The organism is Pseudonocardia zijingensis (genome assembly GCF_042657305.1).
GTDB lineage: Bacteria > Actinomycetota > Actinomycetes > Mycobacteriales > Pseudonocardiaceae > Pseudonocardia > Pseudonocardia zijingensis.
On record NZ_JBHSKO010000004.1, the window covers coordinates 165050 to 182906 of the forward strand.

Sequence of the window (17857 nt, forward strand, 5' to 3'; positions counted from 1 at the left end):
GGGTGCGGGGCGGGGCCCCGCTGGCAGGAAGAACCCTAGCGCACGGCTCCGGCCCGTCTGCGGGCGCCCTCCCCTGCGGCGTCGGCGTGCCTGTGGCCGTTGACGGCTTCGTCGACGCGGGCGCGGACGACGCCGGCGGCGCCCTGGACGGCGGGGTGGTCGGCGACGCGCTGGTAGGTGCGGCGCAGCTGCTCGTAGCGTTCGTGGCCGGCACGGGCGCCGAGCACGTACCCGACGGCGGCGCCCAGCAGGAACTTCCACATCTCGTCTCCCCGGTTCGTGCGTCCCCCGTGGGTCCATGGTGCCCGGTGTGGGAGCGGCGGAACCGGCGGATCGCCGATGGGTACGTTCGGCGCTGCGGCCGGGGCGCGTCCGGTCGCTTGACACATGCCGAGCGTCACACCAGGGTCACTTGGGTTTCTGTTCGGAAGTGTTGTTTCGTGTGCGAGGCACTTGACGAGAGGACGACGTGCTCCCCTTCCCCGGCATCGCGATGGGCTGCGACTACAACCCCGAGCAGTGGGACCCCTCGGTGTGGCGCGAGGACGTGGCCTTGATGAAGGAGGCGGGCGTCGGGTTCGTGACGCTCGGGGTGTTCTCGTGGGCGATGCTCGAGCCGGCACCCGACGAGTACACGTTCGACTGGTTCGACGAGGTCCTGGGGCTGCTGCACGAGAACGACATCGCGGTGGACCTGGCCACGGCCACGGCCTCGCCGCCGCCGTGGCTCACCATGCGCCACCCCGAGGTGCTTCCGGTCGACGCCGACGGACGCACGCTGTGGCAGGGCAGCCGCCAGTCCTGGTGCCCCAGCTCGCCGGTGTTCCGGGACCACGCGTTGCAGCTGGTGGGGGAGCTGGCCCGCCGCTACGGCAACCACCCGGCCGTGAAGCTGTGGCACGTCAGCAACGAGCTGGGCTGCCACATCGTGCGGTGCTACTGCGACGTGAGCGCCGCCGCCTTCCGGCGCTGGCTGGTGGGCCGGTACGGCTCGATCGAGAAGCTGAACGAGGCCTGGGGTACGGCGTTCTGGTCGCAGCGCTACTCGTCGTTCGACGAGATCCTGCCGCCGCGGCGCACGCCGACGTTCACCAACCCGGGCCACGAGCTGGACTTCTCCCGCTTCTCGTCCGATGCGCTGCTCGAGTACTACCGGGCCGAGCGCGACGTGCTGCGGTCGCTGTCGCCGGACGTACCGGTCACCACGAACCTGATGGTCAACCCGCGGCAGGCGGGCACCGACTACTTCCGCTGGGCACCGCAGCTCGACGTCGTCTCGCAGGACCACTACATCGACACCCGCCTGCCGCGCCCGCGCGCGGAGCAGGCGTTCAGCGACGACCTCACCCGCGGGGTCGCGGGCGGCGAGCCGTGGATGCTCATGGAGTCGGCCACGAGCGCGGTGAACTGGCAGCCGGTGAACCCGGCGAAGAAGCCCGGTGAGCTGCTGCTGGACTCGCTGCGCCACGTCGCCCGCGGCGCCGACACCGTCGGGTTCTTCCAGTGGCGGGCGTCGAAGGCGGGCGCGGAGAAGTTCCACTCCGCATTGGTGCCGCACGCCGGCCCGGACTCGGCGCGCTTCCGCGAGGTCGTGGAGCTCGGTGCCGCGCTGGGGAGGCTCGGCGAGGTGGCCGGGAGCCGGGTCGAGGCGGACGTCGCGCTGCTCGTCGACTGGGAGGCGTGGTGGGCCTGCGACCTGCACTCGCACCCCAGCTGCCAGGTCCGCTACATGGACGCCGCGCTGCGCTGGCACCGCGCCGTCACCGAGCTCGGCGCCACCGCCGACGTCGTGCACCCCTCGGCCGACCTGTCGGGCTACAAGCTGGTGATCGTCCCCACGCTGTACCTGTGCAGCGACGAGTCGGCCGCGGCCCTGCAGGCGTACGCGGAGGGCGGCGGCCACGTGCTCGTCACGTACTTCTCGGGCATCGTCGACGAGCACGACCACGTGCGCCTCGGCGGCTACCCGGGCGCGTTCCGGGAGCTGCTCGGGGTGCGCACGGAGGAGTTCGCGCCGCTCCTGCCCGGGGCCACCGTCGCGCTCGACGACGGCAGCACGGCCGACGTCTGGACCGAGCTCCTCGAGGCGCGCGACGCCGAGGTCGTCGCCAGCTACGTGGACGGGCCGTTGCCCGGCACGCCCGCGCTCACCCGCCGGGCCGTCGGCGAGGGCGCGGCCTGGTACCTGGCGACGTGGCTGGACGACGACGCGACGGCGGCACTGGCCGACCGGCTCGCGCGGGAGGCGGGCGTCGAACGGCTGGAGGAGCCGCAGCCGGGGTGCGAGGTCGTGCGCCGCGGCCGGTACCTGTTCGTGCTCAACCGCGGTGACCTGGCAGCCACCGTGCCCGCGAACGGCGTCGACCTGCTCACCGGCGACCGCGTCGAGGGCGAGGTGCGCGTGGCCGCCCGCGCCGCGGCGGTGGTACGGGCGGACGAGGGCTGATGCTGCCCCGCCAGCGCCAGGACCTGATCCTGGATGCCGTGCGCACCAGCGGCGGCGTGCGGGTGTCGGAACTGGTCGGCAGGCTGGGCGTCTCGGACATGACGGTGCGCCGCGACATCGAGGACCTCGCCCGCCGCGGGCTGGTCACCCGCGTGCACGGCGGCGCCACGGCGGCGGGCAGCAGCGTGGAGGAACCGGGCTTCGCGGCCAAGTCGGCGCTGAACACCGCGGCCAAGCAAGCGATCGCCGAGGCGGCGGCCGCGCTCGTGGAGCCGGGCGCGTCGGTGGCGCTGTCCGCGGGCACCACGACGCACGCGGTCGCGTCCGTGCTGCTCGGCATCCCGCGGCTCACGGTGGTGACGAACTCGCTGCGGGTGGCCGAGGTGCTGCACGCGGCGGCGCGGCCCGACCTCACGGTGGTGCTCACCGGCGGTGAGCGGACGCCGTCGGACGCACTGGTCGGCCCGGTCGCGGTGGCGGCCCTGCGCGGGCTGCACGTCGACTGGCTGTTGATGGGGGTGCACGGAATGGACGCCGAGGCCGGCTTCACGAGCCCGAACCTGGCGGAGGCCGAGACGAACCGGGCGCTCTACGACAGCGCGCGGCAGGTGGCCGTGGTGGCCGACAACTCGAAATGGGGAGTAGTGGGGTTGAGCACGATCGCGGGCCTCGACGAGGTCGACGTCGTCGTCAGCGACGACGGCCTCGAACCGGAGGCCCGCCAGGTCCTTCAGCAGAGCTGCGGACGGCTGGTGCTGGCGGCATGAACCGAACCACGGCCCGCATGGCCGACGGGCGGGAGCTGATCTACTTCGACGACGTCACGCCCGACCGCGTGCCACCGCCCGACACCCGGGACCTGCCGACCGTCCAGACCGGCTCGATCATGCGCTACGACGTGCTCACCGGCGAGTGGGTGGCGATCGCGGCGCACCGCCAGGACCGCACGTTCCTGCCCCCTGCCGACGCCTGCCCGCTGTGCCCGACCCGGCCCGGGCGCGCGCCGTCGGAGATCCCGGCCCCGGACTACGACGTCGTGGTGTTCGAGAACCGGTTCCCGTCGTTCGCCCAGGACATCGCCACCGACGTGGCGGCGGAGGTCGACGGCGATCCGCTGTTCCCGCAGCGCCCGGCGATCGGGCGGTGCGAGGTCGTCTGCTTCACCAGCGACCACAACTCGTCGTTCGGCGCGCTGCCCGTCGAACGGGTGCGCACCGTGATCGAGGCGTGGGCCGACCGCACGGCCGCGCTGTCGGCGATGCCGGGCGTGGAGCAGGTGTTCCCGTTCGAGAACCGCGGCACGGAGATCGGGGTGACCCTCGAGCACCCGCACGGGCAGATCTACGCCTACCCGTTCGTCACGCCGCGCACCGCGCAGCTGCTGAACAGGGCGGCCGAGCACCGCCAGCGCACCGGCCACGACCTGTTCGACGACGTGCTGGCCGCGGAGCGCAAGGCCGGCACCCGCGTGGTGCGCGAGGGCACGCACTTCACGGTGTTCGTGCCCGCCGCGGCGCGCTGGCCGGTGGAGGCGCACCTGGTGCCGCACCGGCCGGTCCGCGACTTCGCCGACCTCTCGGAGGAGGAACGCGCCGAGCTGGCCGACCTGTACCGCGACCTGCTGCACCGGTTCGAGGTGTACTTCGACGAGGCCCCGCACCCGCCCTACATCGCAGGCTGGCACCAGGCCCCCGTCCACACCGGCCGCGACCTCACCAGGCTGCACCTGCGGCTGTTCTCGCTGCGCCGCGCGCCCGGGAAGCTCAAGTACCTCGCCGGTTCGGAGTCCGGGGCCGGCGCCTGGATCAACGACGCGCTGCCGGAGCGGATCGCGCAGCGGCTGCGGGAGGTCGGATCATGACCACGTTCGGGGAGCTGTTCGGGCGGGAGCCGGACGGCCGCTGGGCCGGGCCCGGCCGCGTCAACCTGATCGGCGAGCACATCGACTACGCCGACGGCCTGTGCCTGCCGTTCGCGATCGCGCAGCGCACGGTCGTGGAGGTCGCGAAGCGCACGGACGGCCGGCTGCGGCTGCGCAGCCGCTCCGAGGAGGGCGGTTTCGACGGCGACCTCGCCGACGTGGGGCCGGGCCGCCCGGAAGGCTGGTCGGGCTACGTCGCGGGTGTGCTGTGGGCGCTGCGGGAGGCGGGCTACGCGGTGGGTGGGATCGACCTGCTGGTCACCGAGACGGTGCCGCTGGGCTCGGGCCTCTCGTCGTCGGCGGCGCTCGAGTGCGGGGCGGCCCTTGCCGTCGACGACCTGTACGGGCTCGGCCTGGGCAGCTCCGCCGAGGGCCGCAAACAGCTCGTCGACGCGTGCCGGCGGGCGGAGAACGACGTGGTCGGCGCGCAGACCGGCGGGATGGACCAGGCCGCGTCGCTGCTCGGCACGGCCGGGCACGCACTGCTGCTCGACACCCACGACGACTCGACGCGCCAGGTGCCGTTCGCGCCGGCGGAGGTCGGGCTCACCCTGCTCATCATCGACACGAAGGTGCGCCACAGCCACGCCGACAACGAGTACGGCGCCCGCCGCGCGTCCGTCGAGAAGGCGGCGAGCGCGCTCGGGCGGCCCAGCCTGCGCGACGCCACCGTGGCCGACCTCGCCGCACTCGACGCCGACCTGCTCCCCCGGGCCCGGCACGTCGTCACCGAGATCGACCGGGTGCGCCGCACCGTCGCCCTGCTGGACGCGGGCCGGATCGCCGAGATCGGCCCGCTGCTCGACGCCTCGCACACGTCGCTGGCCGTCGACTACGAGGTGTCCTGCCCGGAGCTCGACCTCGCCTGCGCCACCGCGCGCGCGGCGGGCGCACTCGGCGCCCGGATGACCGGCGGCGGGTTCGGCGGCTCGGCGATCGCGCTGGTGCCCGCCGACGGCGCCGACTCCGTGGCCGGGGCGGTACGCGCGGCGTTCGCGGCGGCAGGACACCGCGAGCCGGACATCCGGGCCACCGAGCCGTCGGCGGGCGCGGAGCGGATCACGTAGCCCGTCCGGGCCGTGAGTGGATACGAGTGCTGGGGCACTCGTATCCACTCACGGGGGACACTGGGCCGCGTGTACATCCCCGCCGCCTTCGCCCCCGACGACGCGACCGTCCGGGCGCTGCTGTCGCACCCGCGCTCCGCCGACCTGGTCACGATGACCGACGACGGGCTGGTCGCCACGTTCCTGCCGTTCGTGTACCACCCGGACGAGGGTGAGCACGGGGTGCTGCGCGGGCACCTGGCGCGCAACAACGACCAGTGGAGCCGGCCCGCGGTCGGCGAGGCGCTGGTGATCGTGCACGGGCCGGACGCCTACATCACGCCGAACTGGTACGCGTCCAAGGCCGAGCACGGGCGCGTGGTGCCCACGTGGAACTACGCCACCGCACACGTCTACGGCGAGCTGCGCGTGCACGACGACCCGGTGTGGCTCGCCGGCCTGGTCCGCGAGCTCACCGAGCTGCACGAGGCGGGCGAGGCGGCGCCGTGGGCGGTGGACGACGCGCCGGAGAAGTTCGTCGACGGCATGCTGCGCGCGATCGTCGGCGTCGAGCTGGTGATCAGCCGCGTCGAGGCGAAGGTGAAGATGAGCCAGAACCGCCCGCCGGCCGACGTCGATGGCGTGATCGCCGGGCTCGAAGCCCGCGGCGACGCCGCCAACGCCGAGGCGGTGCGCGCCGCCCGCTCGACGGCCGTCCACTGATGGTGATCCCTCTGAGATCGGCCCGAACGCCCTGCGGATGGCGCATCGACGGATGTCGGAACGATCACCGTCACATGATCGGTCCGACGTCCGCGAGAGCGCCCTCACCGGGACGCGAACACGGATCTCGGATCGATCGAGGCCGCACCGTCAGGCCAGCGGCTCCCCCGCGTGCTCGATCTGCGTGCGGATGGCGAAGGCCGGCTTGAGCATCATCGTGACCTCGGTGCGCTCGAGCGCGTCGAGGAGCCGGTGGGCCTCGGCGCGGTCGAGCCGGAACGGCAACAGCACCCTGCGGTAGAGCAGCGTCGGCGGGCCGGCGTCCAAGGTGACGACGACCTCGATGTCGCCGGGGTCGCCGGCGCGCTCCAGGTGGGTGCGCGCCGACATCACGCTGCACGCCGCGAGCGCCCCCGTCATGAGCTCGAGCGGGCGGGGCCCCGCGCCGGGGCCGCTCGCCGGGCTGTCGGCGACGATCGTGTGCGGCCCCAGGCTCAGGTCGACGACCCGGCCGGCGCCGGACGCCAGCCGGGCGTCCGCCGAGGCGAGCGGGACCTGCATCGTCACGAGGAGGCCTCCTCGGTGACCGGCAGCACCACGCGGAAGCGGGTGTCGCCGGGTTCCGAGGTGACGGAGATGTCGCCGCGGTGCCGGTTGACGATCACCCGGTAGCTGACGTCCAGCCCCAGCCCGGTGCCGCGCCCGACCGGTTTCGTGGTGAAGAACGGCTCGAAGATGCGCCGTCGCACGTCGGGCGGGATGCCCGGTCCGGTGTCGCCGATCTCGACGAACACGCATTCGCCGTCGACGCGACCGGTGCGCACGGTGAGCGTGCCGGTGCCGCCCATCGCGTCGATCGCGTTGTCGATGATGTTGGTCCAGACCTGGTTGAGCTCCGCGGGGTAGGCGGGGATCAGCGGCAGCGTGCGGTCGTACTCCCGGACGATCCGGATGCCCGCGCTGGCGTTCGACTCGGGCGGGGCGAGCTTGCGCCCGAACATCACGAGCGTGGCGTCGAGGCCCTCGTGCACGTCGATGAACCGGTGCGGGGCCCGGTCCATCTGCGAGTACTGCTTGGCGGCGAGCACCAGGTCCGAGATCCGCGTGGTGGCGTCGAGGATCTCGCGCAGCAGGCTCTCGGTCTCCACGGTGTAGGCGAGCCAGCGGATCGCGCCCTCGAGCGTGGTCTCGCCCGCGGCCGCGTCCACGGCCTCCAGGTCCTCCACCCCGAGCCCGCCCGCGACGAACACCGGGGCGAGGTCCCAGCCGCCGTCGATGCGGTGGTCGTCGAGCCAGTCGCCGAGCTCGTCCTCACGGTCGGAGGCCTCCATCGGCGAGAGCGTGGGCGCGTAGCGCACCTTCTTGACGAACTCGTCCTGCGCCATCACCAGCTTCTTGAGCTGGTCGCCCGCGATCTTCCCGTCGGCGATCATCGCGAGCTTGGCCCGCATGCCGGCCACCTTGTCGCGCAGCGCGTCGGCGGCGCGGCCCGCGGCGGCCGCCGGGTTGTTCAGCTCGTGGGTGAGCCCGGCGGACAGCTTGCCCAGCGCCAGCAACCGCTCCCGCTCGGCCACCTGCGAGTTGTTGCGGCGCAGGCCCATCAGCATGCCCTCGAGCAGGTGCACCGCCATCGGGAACCACTGGGCGAAGGCCCGTGCGAAGTCCGGCGCGGGCAGCGCGAGCACGGAGCAGTCGGTGATCGCGCGCACCGACGCCACGTAGTTCTGCTCCGCGACGTTGTCGAGGTAGAACTGCGTGGCGCCGAAGTACACGCCGCGCTGCTCGGTGCGGGTGGTCTCGACGGGGTCGCCGCTCACCAGCTTGCTCATCGAGATCGTGCCCGACAGCAGCACGTAGAAGCACTGCGCAGGCTCGCCCTCCCGCACGACGTACTCCCCCGCCGGGACGGGCACGACGTCGCCGTGCTCGGCCAGCCACGCGACCTGGTGGTCCTCGAGCTCGGCGAAGAGGAAAAGGGTGCGCAGCTCGTCCGGCGTCAGCCGAACCTGATCCGCGGTGCTCACTGTTCCGCCAGGTAGCGGTGCACGAGCGTGACGGCCATCGCGCCCTCCCCGACCGCGGACGCGACCCGCTTCACGGAATCGGACCGCACGTCTCCAGCCACGAACACCCCCGGCACGCTCGCCTCCAGGTGATAGGGATCCCGGTCCAGCTGCCAGCCCGGTGGCCGCCGCCCCTCCACCACGAGGTCCGGCCCGGTGGGGATGAAGCCGCGCTCGTCGCGCTGGACGAAGCCATCGAGCCACTCGGTGCGCGGCGCCGCGCCGATGAACACGAACATCGAGCCGGCCTTGACCGAGTCGACCCGGTCGCCCTCGCGGAGACAGATCGACTGCAGGTGGTCGTCGCCGTGGGCCTCCACCACCTGGCAGCCGGTGCGGACGGTGATGTTGTCGATGCCCTCGATCTGCTTGATCAGGTAGGTCGACATCGACGCCTCGAGGTTGGGCCCGCGCACCACCAGCGTGACGGTGGCGGCGTGGCGGGAGAAGAACACCGCCGCCTGCCCCGCGGAGTTGGCGCCCCCCACGATGTAGACGTCCTCGCCGCGGCAGGCGGGCGCCTCGGTGGCCGCCGAGCCGTAGAACACGCCGCGGCCGGTGAGCTCGGCGACGCCCGGCGCGTCGAGGCTGCGGTAGGCGACACCGGTGGCCAGCACCACGGCGTGCGCGGCGATCTCGGAGCCGTCGCCGAACCGCACCACGCGGGCCGAGCCGCGCGCCTCCAGCCCGACGACGTCGCGGGCGGTGAGCACCTCGGCGCCGAACTTGGCGGCCTGCCGGCGGGCGCGGTCGGTGAGCTGCGCCCCGGACACGCCGTCCGGGAAGCCCAGGTAGTTCTCGATGCGCGAGCTCTGCCCGGCCTGCCCGCCGGTGGCGTGGCGCTCGACGAGCACCGTGCGCAGCCCCTCCGACGCGCCGTAGACGGCGGCGCCCAGCCCGGCCGGGCCACCGCCCACCACGATCAGGTCGTAGAAGTCCGTGGCCGGCTCGGTGGTGAGCCCGACCGCCGCGGCGATCTCCGCGTCGGTGGGCGAGCGCAGCGCGGTGCCGTCGGGGGTGATCAACACCGGGACGTCCTCCGGCCCGGCACCCGCGGCTTCCAGCAGCCGCGCGCCCTCCGGCTCCTCCACCGAGTAGTAGCGGTAGGGCACGGAGTTGCGGGCGAGGAAGTCGCGGGCCGAGAAGCACTCCGCCGACCAGCGGTGGCCAACCACGCGGATCTCGTCGACCGGCCGCTGGCCCACCGCACGCCAGGTCTCCACCAGGGCGTCGACGACGGGGTAGAGCTTCTCCTCCGGCGGGTCCCACGGCTTGAGCAGGTAGTGGTCGACGTCGACCAGGTTGATCGCCTGGATCGCCGCGTCGGTGTCGGCGTAGGCGGTGAGCAGGGCCCGGCGCGCGTGCGGCGCGATGTCCATGGCCTGCTCGAGGAACTCGATGCCGTTCATCTCCGGCATCCGGTAGTCGGCGAGGATCGCCGCCACCGGCTCACCGCGCAGGGTGAGCTCGCGCAGCGCCTCGAGCGCATCGCGGCCGGACTCGGCGCGGACGATCCGGTGGTCCTGCCCGTAGCGGCGGCGCAGGTCGCGCGCCACGGCGCGGCTCACCCCGGGGTCGTCGTCCACGGTCATCAGGACGGGTTTGGTCGAGCGCGGCTCGGTCGTGGTCATGCAGGCTCCAGCGGCACGTGCGGTTCCACCGCGGAAGGGCGGAATCCCCCGTCGAACCTAGCGCCGTGGCGCGCCGACTGCGAGCGCCCGCTGCCCGCGCGGCGATCAGGGCCGAACGGCGGATCTCATGGCGATCAAGGGGAAATGGTCGCTCCCAGAGATCATCCAGCGACCATTTGCCCTTGATCGACGCCCGGGGAGGCAGTCTCGGCCCCTACTGGGGCCATGATCAGAGAGTTGGCGCATTCGCGGGTCGATTTCGCCCGGGAATGCGCCAGAGTTCCGCGGAGGCGCTGGATCCTCCCCAGCCTCGGTACGAATGGCACCCTCGTACCGCTCTATCGGACGAGGGTGCCGTTCGTACGCGGGTCAGGCCGGAGTGAGCACGCCGTCCAGGCGCCGCGGCAGGTTCAGCGGGTTGCCGTCGCGCAGGGCCTCGGGCAGCAGGGCCTGCGGCGTGTTCTGGTAGCAGACCGGGCGCAGGAACCTGCGCAGCGCCGTGGTGCCCACGCTCGTGTGGATCGACGCCGTGGTGGACGGGAACGGCCCGCCGTGGTGCATCGCCCACGACACGGCGACCCCGGTGGGCCAGCCGTTGTAGACCAGCCGCCCGGCGCGGTCGCGCAGCACGTCGACCAGGGGCGGCAGCGTGGCCGCGTCGGAGTCCTCGGCGTGGATCGTGGCGGTGAGGTTGCCCCCGAACGCCTCGGCCGCGGCGAGCATCTCGTCGGCGTCGGCGTACTCGACGATGATCGACGTGGGCCCGAAGCACTCCTGCAGGATCGGGTCCGGGTCGGCGAGGAGCTCCTTGGCCGTGGTGGCGAGCAGCGTGGGTGCCACACCCGCGGCGCTCTCGGCGCCGTGCACGAGGGTGCGCACCGGGCCGAGGCCCTCCAGCCGGTCGCGCTCGTGGGCGTGGCCCTCGCGGATGCGCTCGTTGAGCATGCCCGCGGGTGCGGTGGCGCGCACGGCGTCGGTGAGCCGCTCCTCCAGGCCGTGACCCGCGGGGAGGAACAGCAGGCCGGGCTTGGTGCAGAACTGCCCGGCGCCCAGCGTGAACGAGCCCACGTAGCCGTCGGCGATCTCGTCGCCGCGGGCGGCGATCGCCGCGGGCGTGACGAACACCGGGTTGAGGCTGCCGAGCTCGCCGTAGAACGGGATCGGCTCCTCACGCTTGGAGGCGATGTCCAGCAGCGCGAGCCCGCCCTTCACCGACCCGGTGAAGGCGCCCGCCTTGATGCGCGGGTCGGTGAGAACGGAGCTGCCGGCTTCCATGCCGTGCACGACCGCGAACGTGCCGTCGGGGGCACCGGCCGCGCGCAGCGCCTCGACCAGCACCTCACCGGTGCGCTGCGAGAGCCGCGGGTGGCCGGGGTGAGCCTTGACGACCACCGGGCAGCCCGCGGCCAGCGCCGAGGCGGTGTCGCCACCGGGCACGCTGAACGCGAACGGGAAGTTGCTCGCGGCGAACACGGCGACCGGGCCGAGCGGAACGAGCATCCGGCGCAGGTCCGGGCGCGGCACCGGCTTGGCGTTCGCGTCGGCGGAGTCGAGGATGACCTCGAGGTAGGAGCCCTCCTCGAGCGCGTCGGCGAACAGGCGCAGCTGGCCGCTGGAGCGCGCCACCTCGCCGGTGAGCCGGCCCTCGGGCAGCGACGACTCCTCGATCGCGATCGGCACGAGCTCGCCCGCCGCGGCGTCCAGCGCGTCGGCGGCGGCGCGCAGCAGCCGGGCGCGCTCGGCGGGCCGCAGCGCGGCCAGCGGACCGGCGGCCTGCGCGGCGGCGGCGAGGACGCGCTCGAGCTCCTCGTGGGTGGTGTCGGTGACGGTCACTGCTTCTAGCCCTTCCTCCTGGCCGAGGGACGCGCGAGGGCGTCCACGAGCCATGACAGTGGTTCGCGGCCCCGTACGACGGGGTTGGACAGGGTGCCCACCTGCGCGATCTCGATGTCCACGCGGTCGCCTTCCGTGAGCGAGAAGTCCAGGTCCGGCACGATGCCCGTGCCGGTGGACAGGATCGCGCCGTCGGGGAAGTCGCTGGGGGCGTAGAGCACCTCCACCAGCTCCTCGAGCGTGCGGTGCAGGCGGGCGGTGCTCGTCTCGCCCTCGAACGCGACGGTCCCGTCGCGCACCACCTTCATCGTGATGGCGAGATCGGAGGTGTCGACCTCCCATGCGGGCCGGATACCCGTGGCCAGCGCGCAGCAACCGTTGAAGATCTTCGCCTGCGGGATGTAGAGCGGGTTCTCACCCTCGATGGAGCGAGAGCTCATGTCGTTGCAGACCGTGTAGCCGACGATCTCGCCGCGGCTGTTGGCCACGATCGCGAGCTCCGGCTCGGGGACGTCGACCTCGGAGTCGGCGCGCACCGCCACCGGCTCGCCGTCGGTGACCACGCGCCACGCCACCGCCTTGAGGAACAGCTCGGGGCGCTGCGCGTCGTAGACCAGCTCGTACACCGACGCCTGGGAGCTCTCCTCGACGCGGCCCTCGCGCGAGCGCTCGTACGTGACGCCGGAGGCCCACACCTCGGTGCGGCCGTCGACGGGCGGCAGGTAGGTGACCGTGTCGGCGTCCACCTCCGGCCCGGACGGCTCCAGCGCGGCACGCAGGCCGTCGAGGGGTTCGCGCAGGAGCTCGGCGACCGAGCCGTGGCCGACCGGGGCGATCTTGCCGTCCCGGCGCACCCCGACCCGCGGCTGTGCCGCCCCCTGCTCGACGTAGCGGACGATCTCCATGTCTTCACCGACTCCTGTCTCCCGCCGCACCGTGCCGGGGAATCCTATAGGATCTTCCGGTCTCCGGGCAGTGTCGGTCGGCCCGCCCGGGGCCCGCACGGTGCGAGGTCGGAGGGACATGGACGCAGCGGCCACCGCGGACGGCCCCGCCCGACGCGCTGTCCTCGTCGACCAGGTGCACGAGGCGATCAAGGCGCGGATCATGGACCACGCGATCGCGCCCGGCGAGCGCGTGTCCATCGACGGTCTCGCCCGCGAGCTCGGCGTCTCCCCCACCCCGGTGCGCGAGGCGCTCGCCCGGCTGGAGTCGGCCCAGCTCGTGGTCAAGGAGCCGCTGCGCGGCTACCGCACCACCCCGCTGCTCACGCCCGCCCAGCTCGCCGACCTCTACCACTTCCGGCTGCTCATCGAGCCGTGGGCGGCCGCCACCGCGGCCGAGCGGGCCGACGCGGACGGGCTCGCGCGGCTCGAAGCCGAGCTCGGCGCCGCCGACGCGCCCGAGTCCGACACGTACGCGGCCTACCGCGCGTTCTCCGCCCACGACGCGCGCTTCCACCAGCTGATCGCCGAGCTCGCCGGCAGCGACCAGGTGCGCGAGGCGTTCCAGCGCACCCACTGGCACCTGCACATCTACCGCCAGTACTACGACCGCGGCATCGGCCCGCAGGCGCTCGCCGAGCACCGGCGGGTGGCCGACGCGGTGCTCGCCCGCGACCCCGCCGCCGCGGGCGACGCGATGCGCGCCCACCTGGAGCAGTCGCACGCGCGGCTCCGCCCGGCATGACGACCGCTTCTCGAACACCGTCGACGTGCGGCCTCGAAGGCCGCCGGAGGGAACCATGACCGTCCTGGAGGAGCTCGCCGCCGGACTCCCGGCCGACGCGCTGATCACCGACCCCGCCAGCACCGAGGCCTACCGCTTCGACGAGGCCAGCTTCTGCGCGGCGGGCACCCCGCTCGCGGTCGTGCGCCCCACGGAGACCGGGCAGGTGCAGCACGTGCTGCGGGTGGCGTCGGCCCACCGGGTGCCGGTGGTGCCCCAGGGCGCGCGCTCGGGCCTGTCCGGCGCCGCCAACGCCGTCGACGGCGGCATCGTGCTCTCCCTGACCCGGATGGACCGCATCCTGGAGATCGACCCCGTCGACCAGGTGGCCGTCGTCGAACCCGGCGTCCTCAACGCGGTGCTCTCGCGCGCGGTGCTCGAGCAGGGCCTGTACTACCCGCCCGACCCGTCCTCGTGGGAGCTCTCGACGATCGGCGGCAACCTCGCCACCAACGCGGGCGGGCTGTGCTGCGTGAAGTACGGCGTCACCGCCGACTTCGTGCGCGGGCTCGAGGTCGTCACCGCCACCGGTGAGCTGCTGCGCACCGGGCGGCGCACCGCGAAGGGCGTGGCCGGCTACGACCTCACCAAGCTGCTCGTCGGCTCCGAGGGCACGCTCGGCGTGATCACGAAGGCGGTCCTCGCCCTGCGTCCCGCCCCCGAGACCGCCCTCACGATGGCCGCGGCGTTCGCCTCCGCCTCCGACGCCCTGTCCGCCGTCACCCGGATCATGGCGGCCGGGCTGCAGCCGTCGCTGTGCGAGTTCCTCGACGGCGTCACGGTCCGCGCCATCCAGGACTACCGCGACATGGGCCTGCCCACCGGCGTCGGCGCGCTGCTGCTCACCCAGTCCGACCGCGGGCCCCGGGCCGCCGCGGACGTCGAGGCGATGGGCGCGATCTGCACCGAACTGGGCGCCCTCGACGTCGCCGTAGCCTCCGACGCCACCGAGTCCGAGATGCTCATGCAGGCCCGCCGGATCGTCCACTTCGCGGTGGAGAAGCTGGGATCCACGCTCATCGACGACGTCGCCGTGCCCCGCGCCCGCCTCGTGGACCTGCTCGACGGCATCACCGCCATCGCCCGCGAGCACGACGTCGTCGTGTCCTGCCCCGGGCACGTCGGCGACGGCAACATGCACCCCACGGTGATCTTCGACCGCGGCGACCCCGCCGCCGTCGAACGCGCCCAGCGCGCCTTCGACGCGATCATGCAGCTCGGCCTCGCCCTCGGCGGCACGATCACCGGGGAGCACGGCGTGGGCGTGCTCAAGCGCGAGTGGCTCGCCACGGAGCTGGGCGACCTGAGCCTGGGCCTGCACCGCAAGATCAAGGAGACCTTCGACCCGCAGGGGATCCTGAACCCGGGCAAGGTGCTCGCCTGAGGTTGAGGAACGGAGGCCGCCGAAGGGCAGGAAAGCCACATTCAGGGCCTTAGCGGCCCTGAATGTGGCTTTCCTGAACTCCCGCGGCCCCTCGGCGGGAGGCCTCAGCCCAGCGCCACCACCAGCGCCTGCGTGACCTCCGCCGTCGTGGCCGTCCCACCCAGGTCGCGGGTGCGGGTCTCCGGCTTCGCGAGCGTCGTCTCCATCGCCCGCAGGACGTCCGCGGCCGCGTCCCCGTGGCCCAGGTGCTGCAGCATCAGGGCGGCCGACCACACGGCGCCGACGGGGTTGGCGATGCCCTGGCCAGCGATGTCGGGTGCCGAGCCGTGCACGGGCTCGAACATCGACGGGAACTCCTTCTCCGGGTTCAGGTTGGCCGAGGGGGCGATGCCGATCGAGCCGGCGACGGCGGCGGCGAGGTCGGAGAGGATGTCGCCGAACAGGTTGGAGCCGACCACCACGTCGAAGCGCTGCGGCTGGAGCACGAACTTGGCCGCGAGGGCGTCGATGTGCTCGCTGTCGAACTGCACGCCGGGGTGGCGGGCCGCGCGCTCGGCCACCACCTCGTCCCAGAACGGGAGGGTGTGCACGATCCCGTTGGACTTGGTGGCGGACGTGACGTGGCCGCGACGCGACGCGGCGAGCTCGAACGCGTAGTCGGCGATCCGGGTCACCCCGGCCCGCGTGAAGATCGACTCCTGGACGGCGAGCTCGTCCGGGAGGCCCCGGTTCACTCGGCCACCGACCTCGGAGTACTCGCCCTCGTTGTTCTCGCGCACCACCACGAAGTCGACGTCGTCGGCCAGCCGCAGCGGGCTCTGCACGCCCTCGAACACCCGGATCGGGCGCAGGTTCACGTACTGGCGGAACGCGCGGCGGATCGGGATGAGCAGGCCCCACAGCGACACGTGGTCGGGCACCCCGGGCCACCCGACCGCCCCGAGCAGGATGGCGTCGAAGCCGCGCAGCGTGTCGATGCCGTCGGCCGGCATCATCGCGCCCTCGCGGTCGTAGCGCTCGCAGGACCAGTCGAACTCCGTGTACTCGAGCGTGACGCCGCGCCGGGCGCAGGCGGCGTCGAGCACGGTGCGGGCGGACTCGACGACCTCGGTTCCGATCCCGTCCCCGGGGATCACGGCGATTCTGCTCTCGCCGCCTCCTCGCTGACGCTCGTCGGCCGCGTTCGCGGCGGTTGCTGTGTCGATTGGTTCGCTCGCAAGCTCGCTCACGTACCGAATCCCATCACGGGCACCGCCCGCCGACTGGCACGCGGTGCCCGCCGCCGTCACCATGATCCACGTGCCGTCGCCCGTCTTCCCCGTTCCCCGCTCGTTCGACGTGCTCGCGGAGCCCGGTCCCCCGCCGGACGCCCCCGTCGAGGTGCACCACGACCCTGAGCTGCCCGAACAGGGCTACTCGATCACGCGCGACGCGACGGGCACCCGCATCGGCCACCGCGACGACGCCGGCCTGCGCTACGCGCGCCAGACCCTCGACCAGGTGCTCGCCGACCGCGAGCTGGCCCGGCAGGCGCTGCGGGTGCGCGACTGGCCCGACTTCCCCGTGCGCGGCTTCATGCTCGACATCAGCCGCGACCGGGTGCCCACCCGCCGCACGCTGCGCCGCTACGTGGACATCCTCGCCGCCGCCCGGATGAACCAGCTGGAGCTCTACACCGAGCACACCTTCGCCTTCGCCGACCACGCCCCGGTGTGGGCGGCGGCGAGCCCGCTGACGGCCGACGACATGCGCTGGCTGGACGCCCTGTGCGCCGGGCGCGGGATCACCCTCGTCGCGAACCAGAACACGCTCGGCCACATGGAGCGCTGGCTGGCCCACGAGGGCTACCGGGACCGGGCGGAGAAGCCGGAGGGGTTCACGATCCACGGCAGGCACCGTCCGCCGAGCACGCTGCAGCCGACGCCGGAGAACGCGGCGTTCGCGCTCGGGCTGGTGCGTGAGCTCGCCGCCACCGTGCGGGCCCGGCGGGTGAACATCGGCGCCGACGAGCCGTGGGAGCTGGGCAAGGGTCGTAGCGCCGCCGAGGCGGCGCAGCGCGGGCTCGGCCGGGTCTACCTCGACCACGTGCTGCGGGTCGCCTGCCCGCTGCTCGACGACGGCTACGAGGTGCTGTTCTGGGCCGACGTGCTGGCCGACCACCCCGAGGTCGCCGAGTTGCTGCCGACCGAAGGCCTCGTCCCGGTGGTGTGGCAGTACGACGGCCCGCAGCACGCCCGTGCCGCCCTGGACCGCGCCACCCCGGAGCAGCGCGCGCGGTGGGCGGCCGACGGCTTCGACATGGACGCGCTCGCGGGGGGCTTCCGGAAGCGGGCCGAGGCGCTCACGGCGGCCGGGCGGCCGTTCTGGGTGGCGCCGGGCACCGGGGCGTGGAACTCGATCGTCGGCCGGCTCGACAACGCGATGGAGAACCTGCTCGACGCCGCCGACGTCGGCCGTGAGCACGGCGCCGGCGGGTACGTCGTGACGTCGTGGGGCGACCACGGCCATCTCGAGCCGCCGCCCGTGACCTATCCCGGGCTGCTGTACGGGGCCGCGGTGAGCTGGTGCGCGGACACCAACCGCGACACGGACCTCGCCGCGGTGCTCGACCGCGTGGTGTTCGACGGCCCGGGCCTCGGGGCCGCGCTCACCGCGGCCGGGTCGGTGGCCGCTCTGCTCGACGCGCCGATCCTGAACAGCTCGGCGATCGCCGCCGCGTTGTCCGGGGAGGGGAGGGTGCCCGCCGTCGCGCCGGACCGGCTGGCCGAGGCCGAACGCGTGCTGTCGGCGGCCGCCGACGCCCTCGCGCACGCCCGGCCCGCCGCAGCCGACGGGGACGTCGCGGTGCGCCAGACCCGCCAGGCCGTCGCGCTCGCCTGCTTCGCGGTGGCGCTGCTCGCCGCGGGCGGCGTGGCCGAGCTGGAACCCACCTCGGCCGCCGACCTGCTGGCGAGCCTGGACGGGCTGCTGGTGGAGCAGCGGGCGTGCTGGCTGCTGAGCTCCCGCCCCGGTGGGCTCGACGACAGCATCGCGCGGTTCGCCCCGCTGCGCGCCGCCCTCGCGCAACGCGCTGCCGGCTAGG

Annotated in this window: 15 protein-coding genes; 8 read left to right on the top strand and 7 right to left on the bottom strand. The window is 73.5% G+C overall.

Annotated features, from left to right (window positions below; all coding sequences use genetic code 11):
- Positions 1 to 35: 35 nt before the first annotated feature.
- The gene (locus ACFPL3_RS10695) at positions 36 to 263 is read right to left on the bottom strand and encodes a hypothetical protein (protein ID WP_343944480.1); all 228 of its coding nucleotides are present in this window, start codon (positions 261 to 263) and stop codon (positions 36 to 38) included.
- A 206-nt stretch (positions 264 to 469) separates the two neighbouring features.
- On the opposite strand from ACFPL3_RS10695, the gene ACFPL3_RS10700 reads away from it, so the two are divergent.
- The 5 genes from ACFPL3_RS10700 (at position 470) to ACFPL3_RS10720 (ending at position 6136) form a co-directional block, all read left to right on the top strand.
- Positions 470 to 2446 (top strand): beta-galactosidase, encoded by a 1977-nt coding sequence (locus ACFPL3_RS10700; RefSeq protein ID WP_343944479.1) that lies wholly within the window; start codon positions 470 to 472, stop codon positions 2444 to 2446.
- The gene (locus ACFPL3_RS10705) at positions 2446 to 3213 is read left to right on the top strand and encodes a DeoR/GlpR family DNA-binding transcription regulator (protein ID WP_343944478.1); all 768 of its coding nucleotides are present in this window, start codon (positions 2446 to 2448) and stop codon (positions 3211 to 3213) included. Before ACFPL3_RS10700 ends, ACFPL3_RS10705 begins: the two co-directional genes overlap by 1 nt.
- Positions 3210 to 4307 carry a galactose-1-phosphate uridylyltransferase gene (gene galT, locus ACFPL3_RS10710; protein ID WP_343944477.1) on the top strand — a complete coding sequence of 366 codons (1098 nt, stop codon included), beginning with the start codon at positions 3210 to 3212 and terminating at the stop codon, positions 4305 to 4307. The genes ACFPL3_RS10705 and galT overlap by 4 nt, the downstream gene beginning before the upstream one ends.
- The gene (gene galK / locus ACFPL3_RS10715; protein WP_343944476.1) at positions 4304 to 5434 is read left to right on the top strand and encodes a galactokinase; all 1131 of its coding nucleotides are present in this window, start codon (positions 4304 to 4306) and stop codon (positions 5432 to 5434) included. The genes galT and galK overlap by 4 nt, the downstream gene beginning before the upstream one ends.
- Before the next feature lie 69 nt (positions 5435 to 5503).
- Complete coding sequence (locus ACFPL3_RS10720; RefSeq protein ID WP_343944475.1) at positions 5504 to 6136, top strand: FMN-binding negative transcriptional regulator; 633 nt, start codon at positions 5504 to 5506, stop codon at positions 6134 to 6136.
- Between the two features lie 150 nt (positions 6137 to 6286).
- On the opposite strand, the gene ACFPL3_RS10725 is transcribed toward ACFPL3_RS10720, so the two are convergent.
- The 5 genes from ACFPL3_RS10725 to ACFPL3_RS10745 all read right to left on the bottom strand — a co-directional run bounded on the left by ACFPL3_RS10725 (position 6287) and on the right by ACFPL3_RS10745 (position 12568).
- On the bottom strand, positions 6287 to 6703 hold the full coding sequence (locus tag ACFPL3_RS10725) for an OsmC family protein (RefSeq protein WP_343944474.1): 417 nt from the start codon (positions 6701 to 6703) through the stop codon (positions 6287 to 6289).
- A complete protein-coding gene (locus tag ACFPL3_RS10730; protein ID WP_343944473.1) occupies positions 6700 to 8160 on the bottom strand; it encodes an ATP-binding protein in 1461 nt (486 codons plus the stop codon). The genes ACFPL3_RS10725 and ACFPL3_RS10730 overlap by 4 nt, the downstream gene beginning before the upstream one ends.
- Positions 8157 to 9830, bottom strand: a complete 1674-nt coding sequence (locus tag ACFPL3_RS10735) for an FAD-dependent oxidoreductase (RefSeq protein WP_343944472.1) — start codon at positions 9828 to 9830, stop codon at positions 8157 to 8159. Before ACFPL3_RS10735 ends, ACFPL3_RS10730 begins: the two co-directional genes overlap by 4 nt.
- Before the next feature lie 369 nt (positions 9831 to 10199).
- Positions 10200 to 11717, bottom strand: coding sequence for an aldehyde dehydrogenase (NADP(+)) (locus tag ACFPL3_RS10740; protein WP_379588848.1), 1518 nt, complete (start codon positions 11715 to 11717; stop codon positions 10200 to 10202).
- Entirely contained in the window at positions 11669 to 12568 is a 900-nt protein-coding gene (locus ACFPL3_RS10745) for a fumarylacetoacetate hydrolase family protein (protein WP_343944747.1), read from the bottom strand. The genes ACFPL3_RS10740 and ACFPL3_RS10745 overlap by 49 nt, the downstream gene beginning before the upstream one ends.
- Before the next feature lie 118 nt (positions 12569 to 12686).
- Between ACFPL3_RS10745 and ACFPL3_RS10750 the strand changes: the two genes are divergently transcribed.
- Complete coding sequence (locus ACFPL3_RS10750) at positions 12687 to 13352, top strand: GntR family transcriptional regulator (protein WP_343944746.1); 666 nt, start codon at positions 12687 to 12689, stop codon at positions 13350 to 13352.
- A 55-nt stretch (positions 13353 to 13407) separates the two neighbouring features.
- Complete coding sequence (locus ACFPL3_RS10755; protein WP_343944745.1) at positions 13408 to 14775, top strand: FAD-binding oxidoreductase; 1368 nt, start codon at positions 13408 to 13410, stop codon at positions 14773 to 14775.
- A 104-nt stretch (positions 14776 to 14879) separates the two neighbouring features.
- Here the strand turns inward: ACFPL3_RS10755 and ACFPL3_RS10760 are convergent, their stop codons facing one another.
- Entirely contained in the window at positions 14880 to 15911 is a 1032-nt protein-coding gene (locus tag ACFPL3_RS10760; protein WP_343944744.1) for a tartrate dehydrogenase, read from the bottom strand.
- A gap of 163 nt (positions 15912 to 16074) precedes the next feature.
- On the opposite strand from ACFPL3_RS10760, the gene ACFPL3_RS10765 reads away from it, so the two are divergent.
- A complete protein-coding gene (locus ACFPL3_RS10765) occupies positions 16075 to 17856 on the top strand; it encodes a family 20 glycosylhydrolase (RefSeq protein WP_379588850.1) in 1782 nt (593 codons plus the stop codon).
- Position 17857 lies beyond the last annotated feature (1 nt).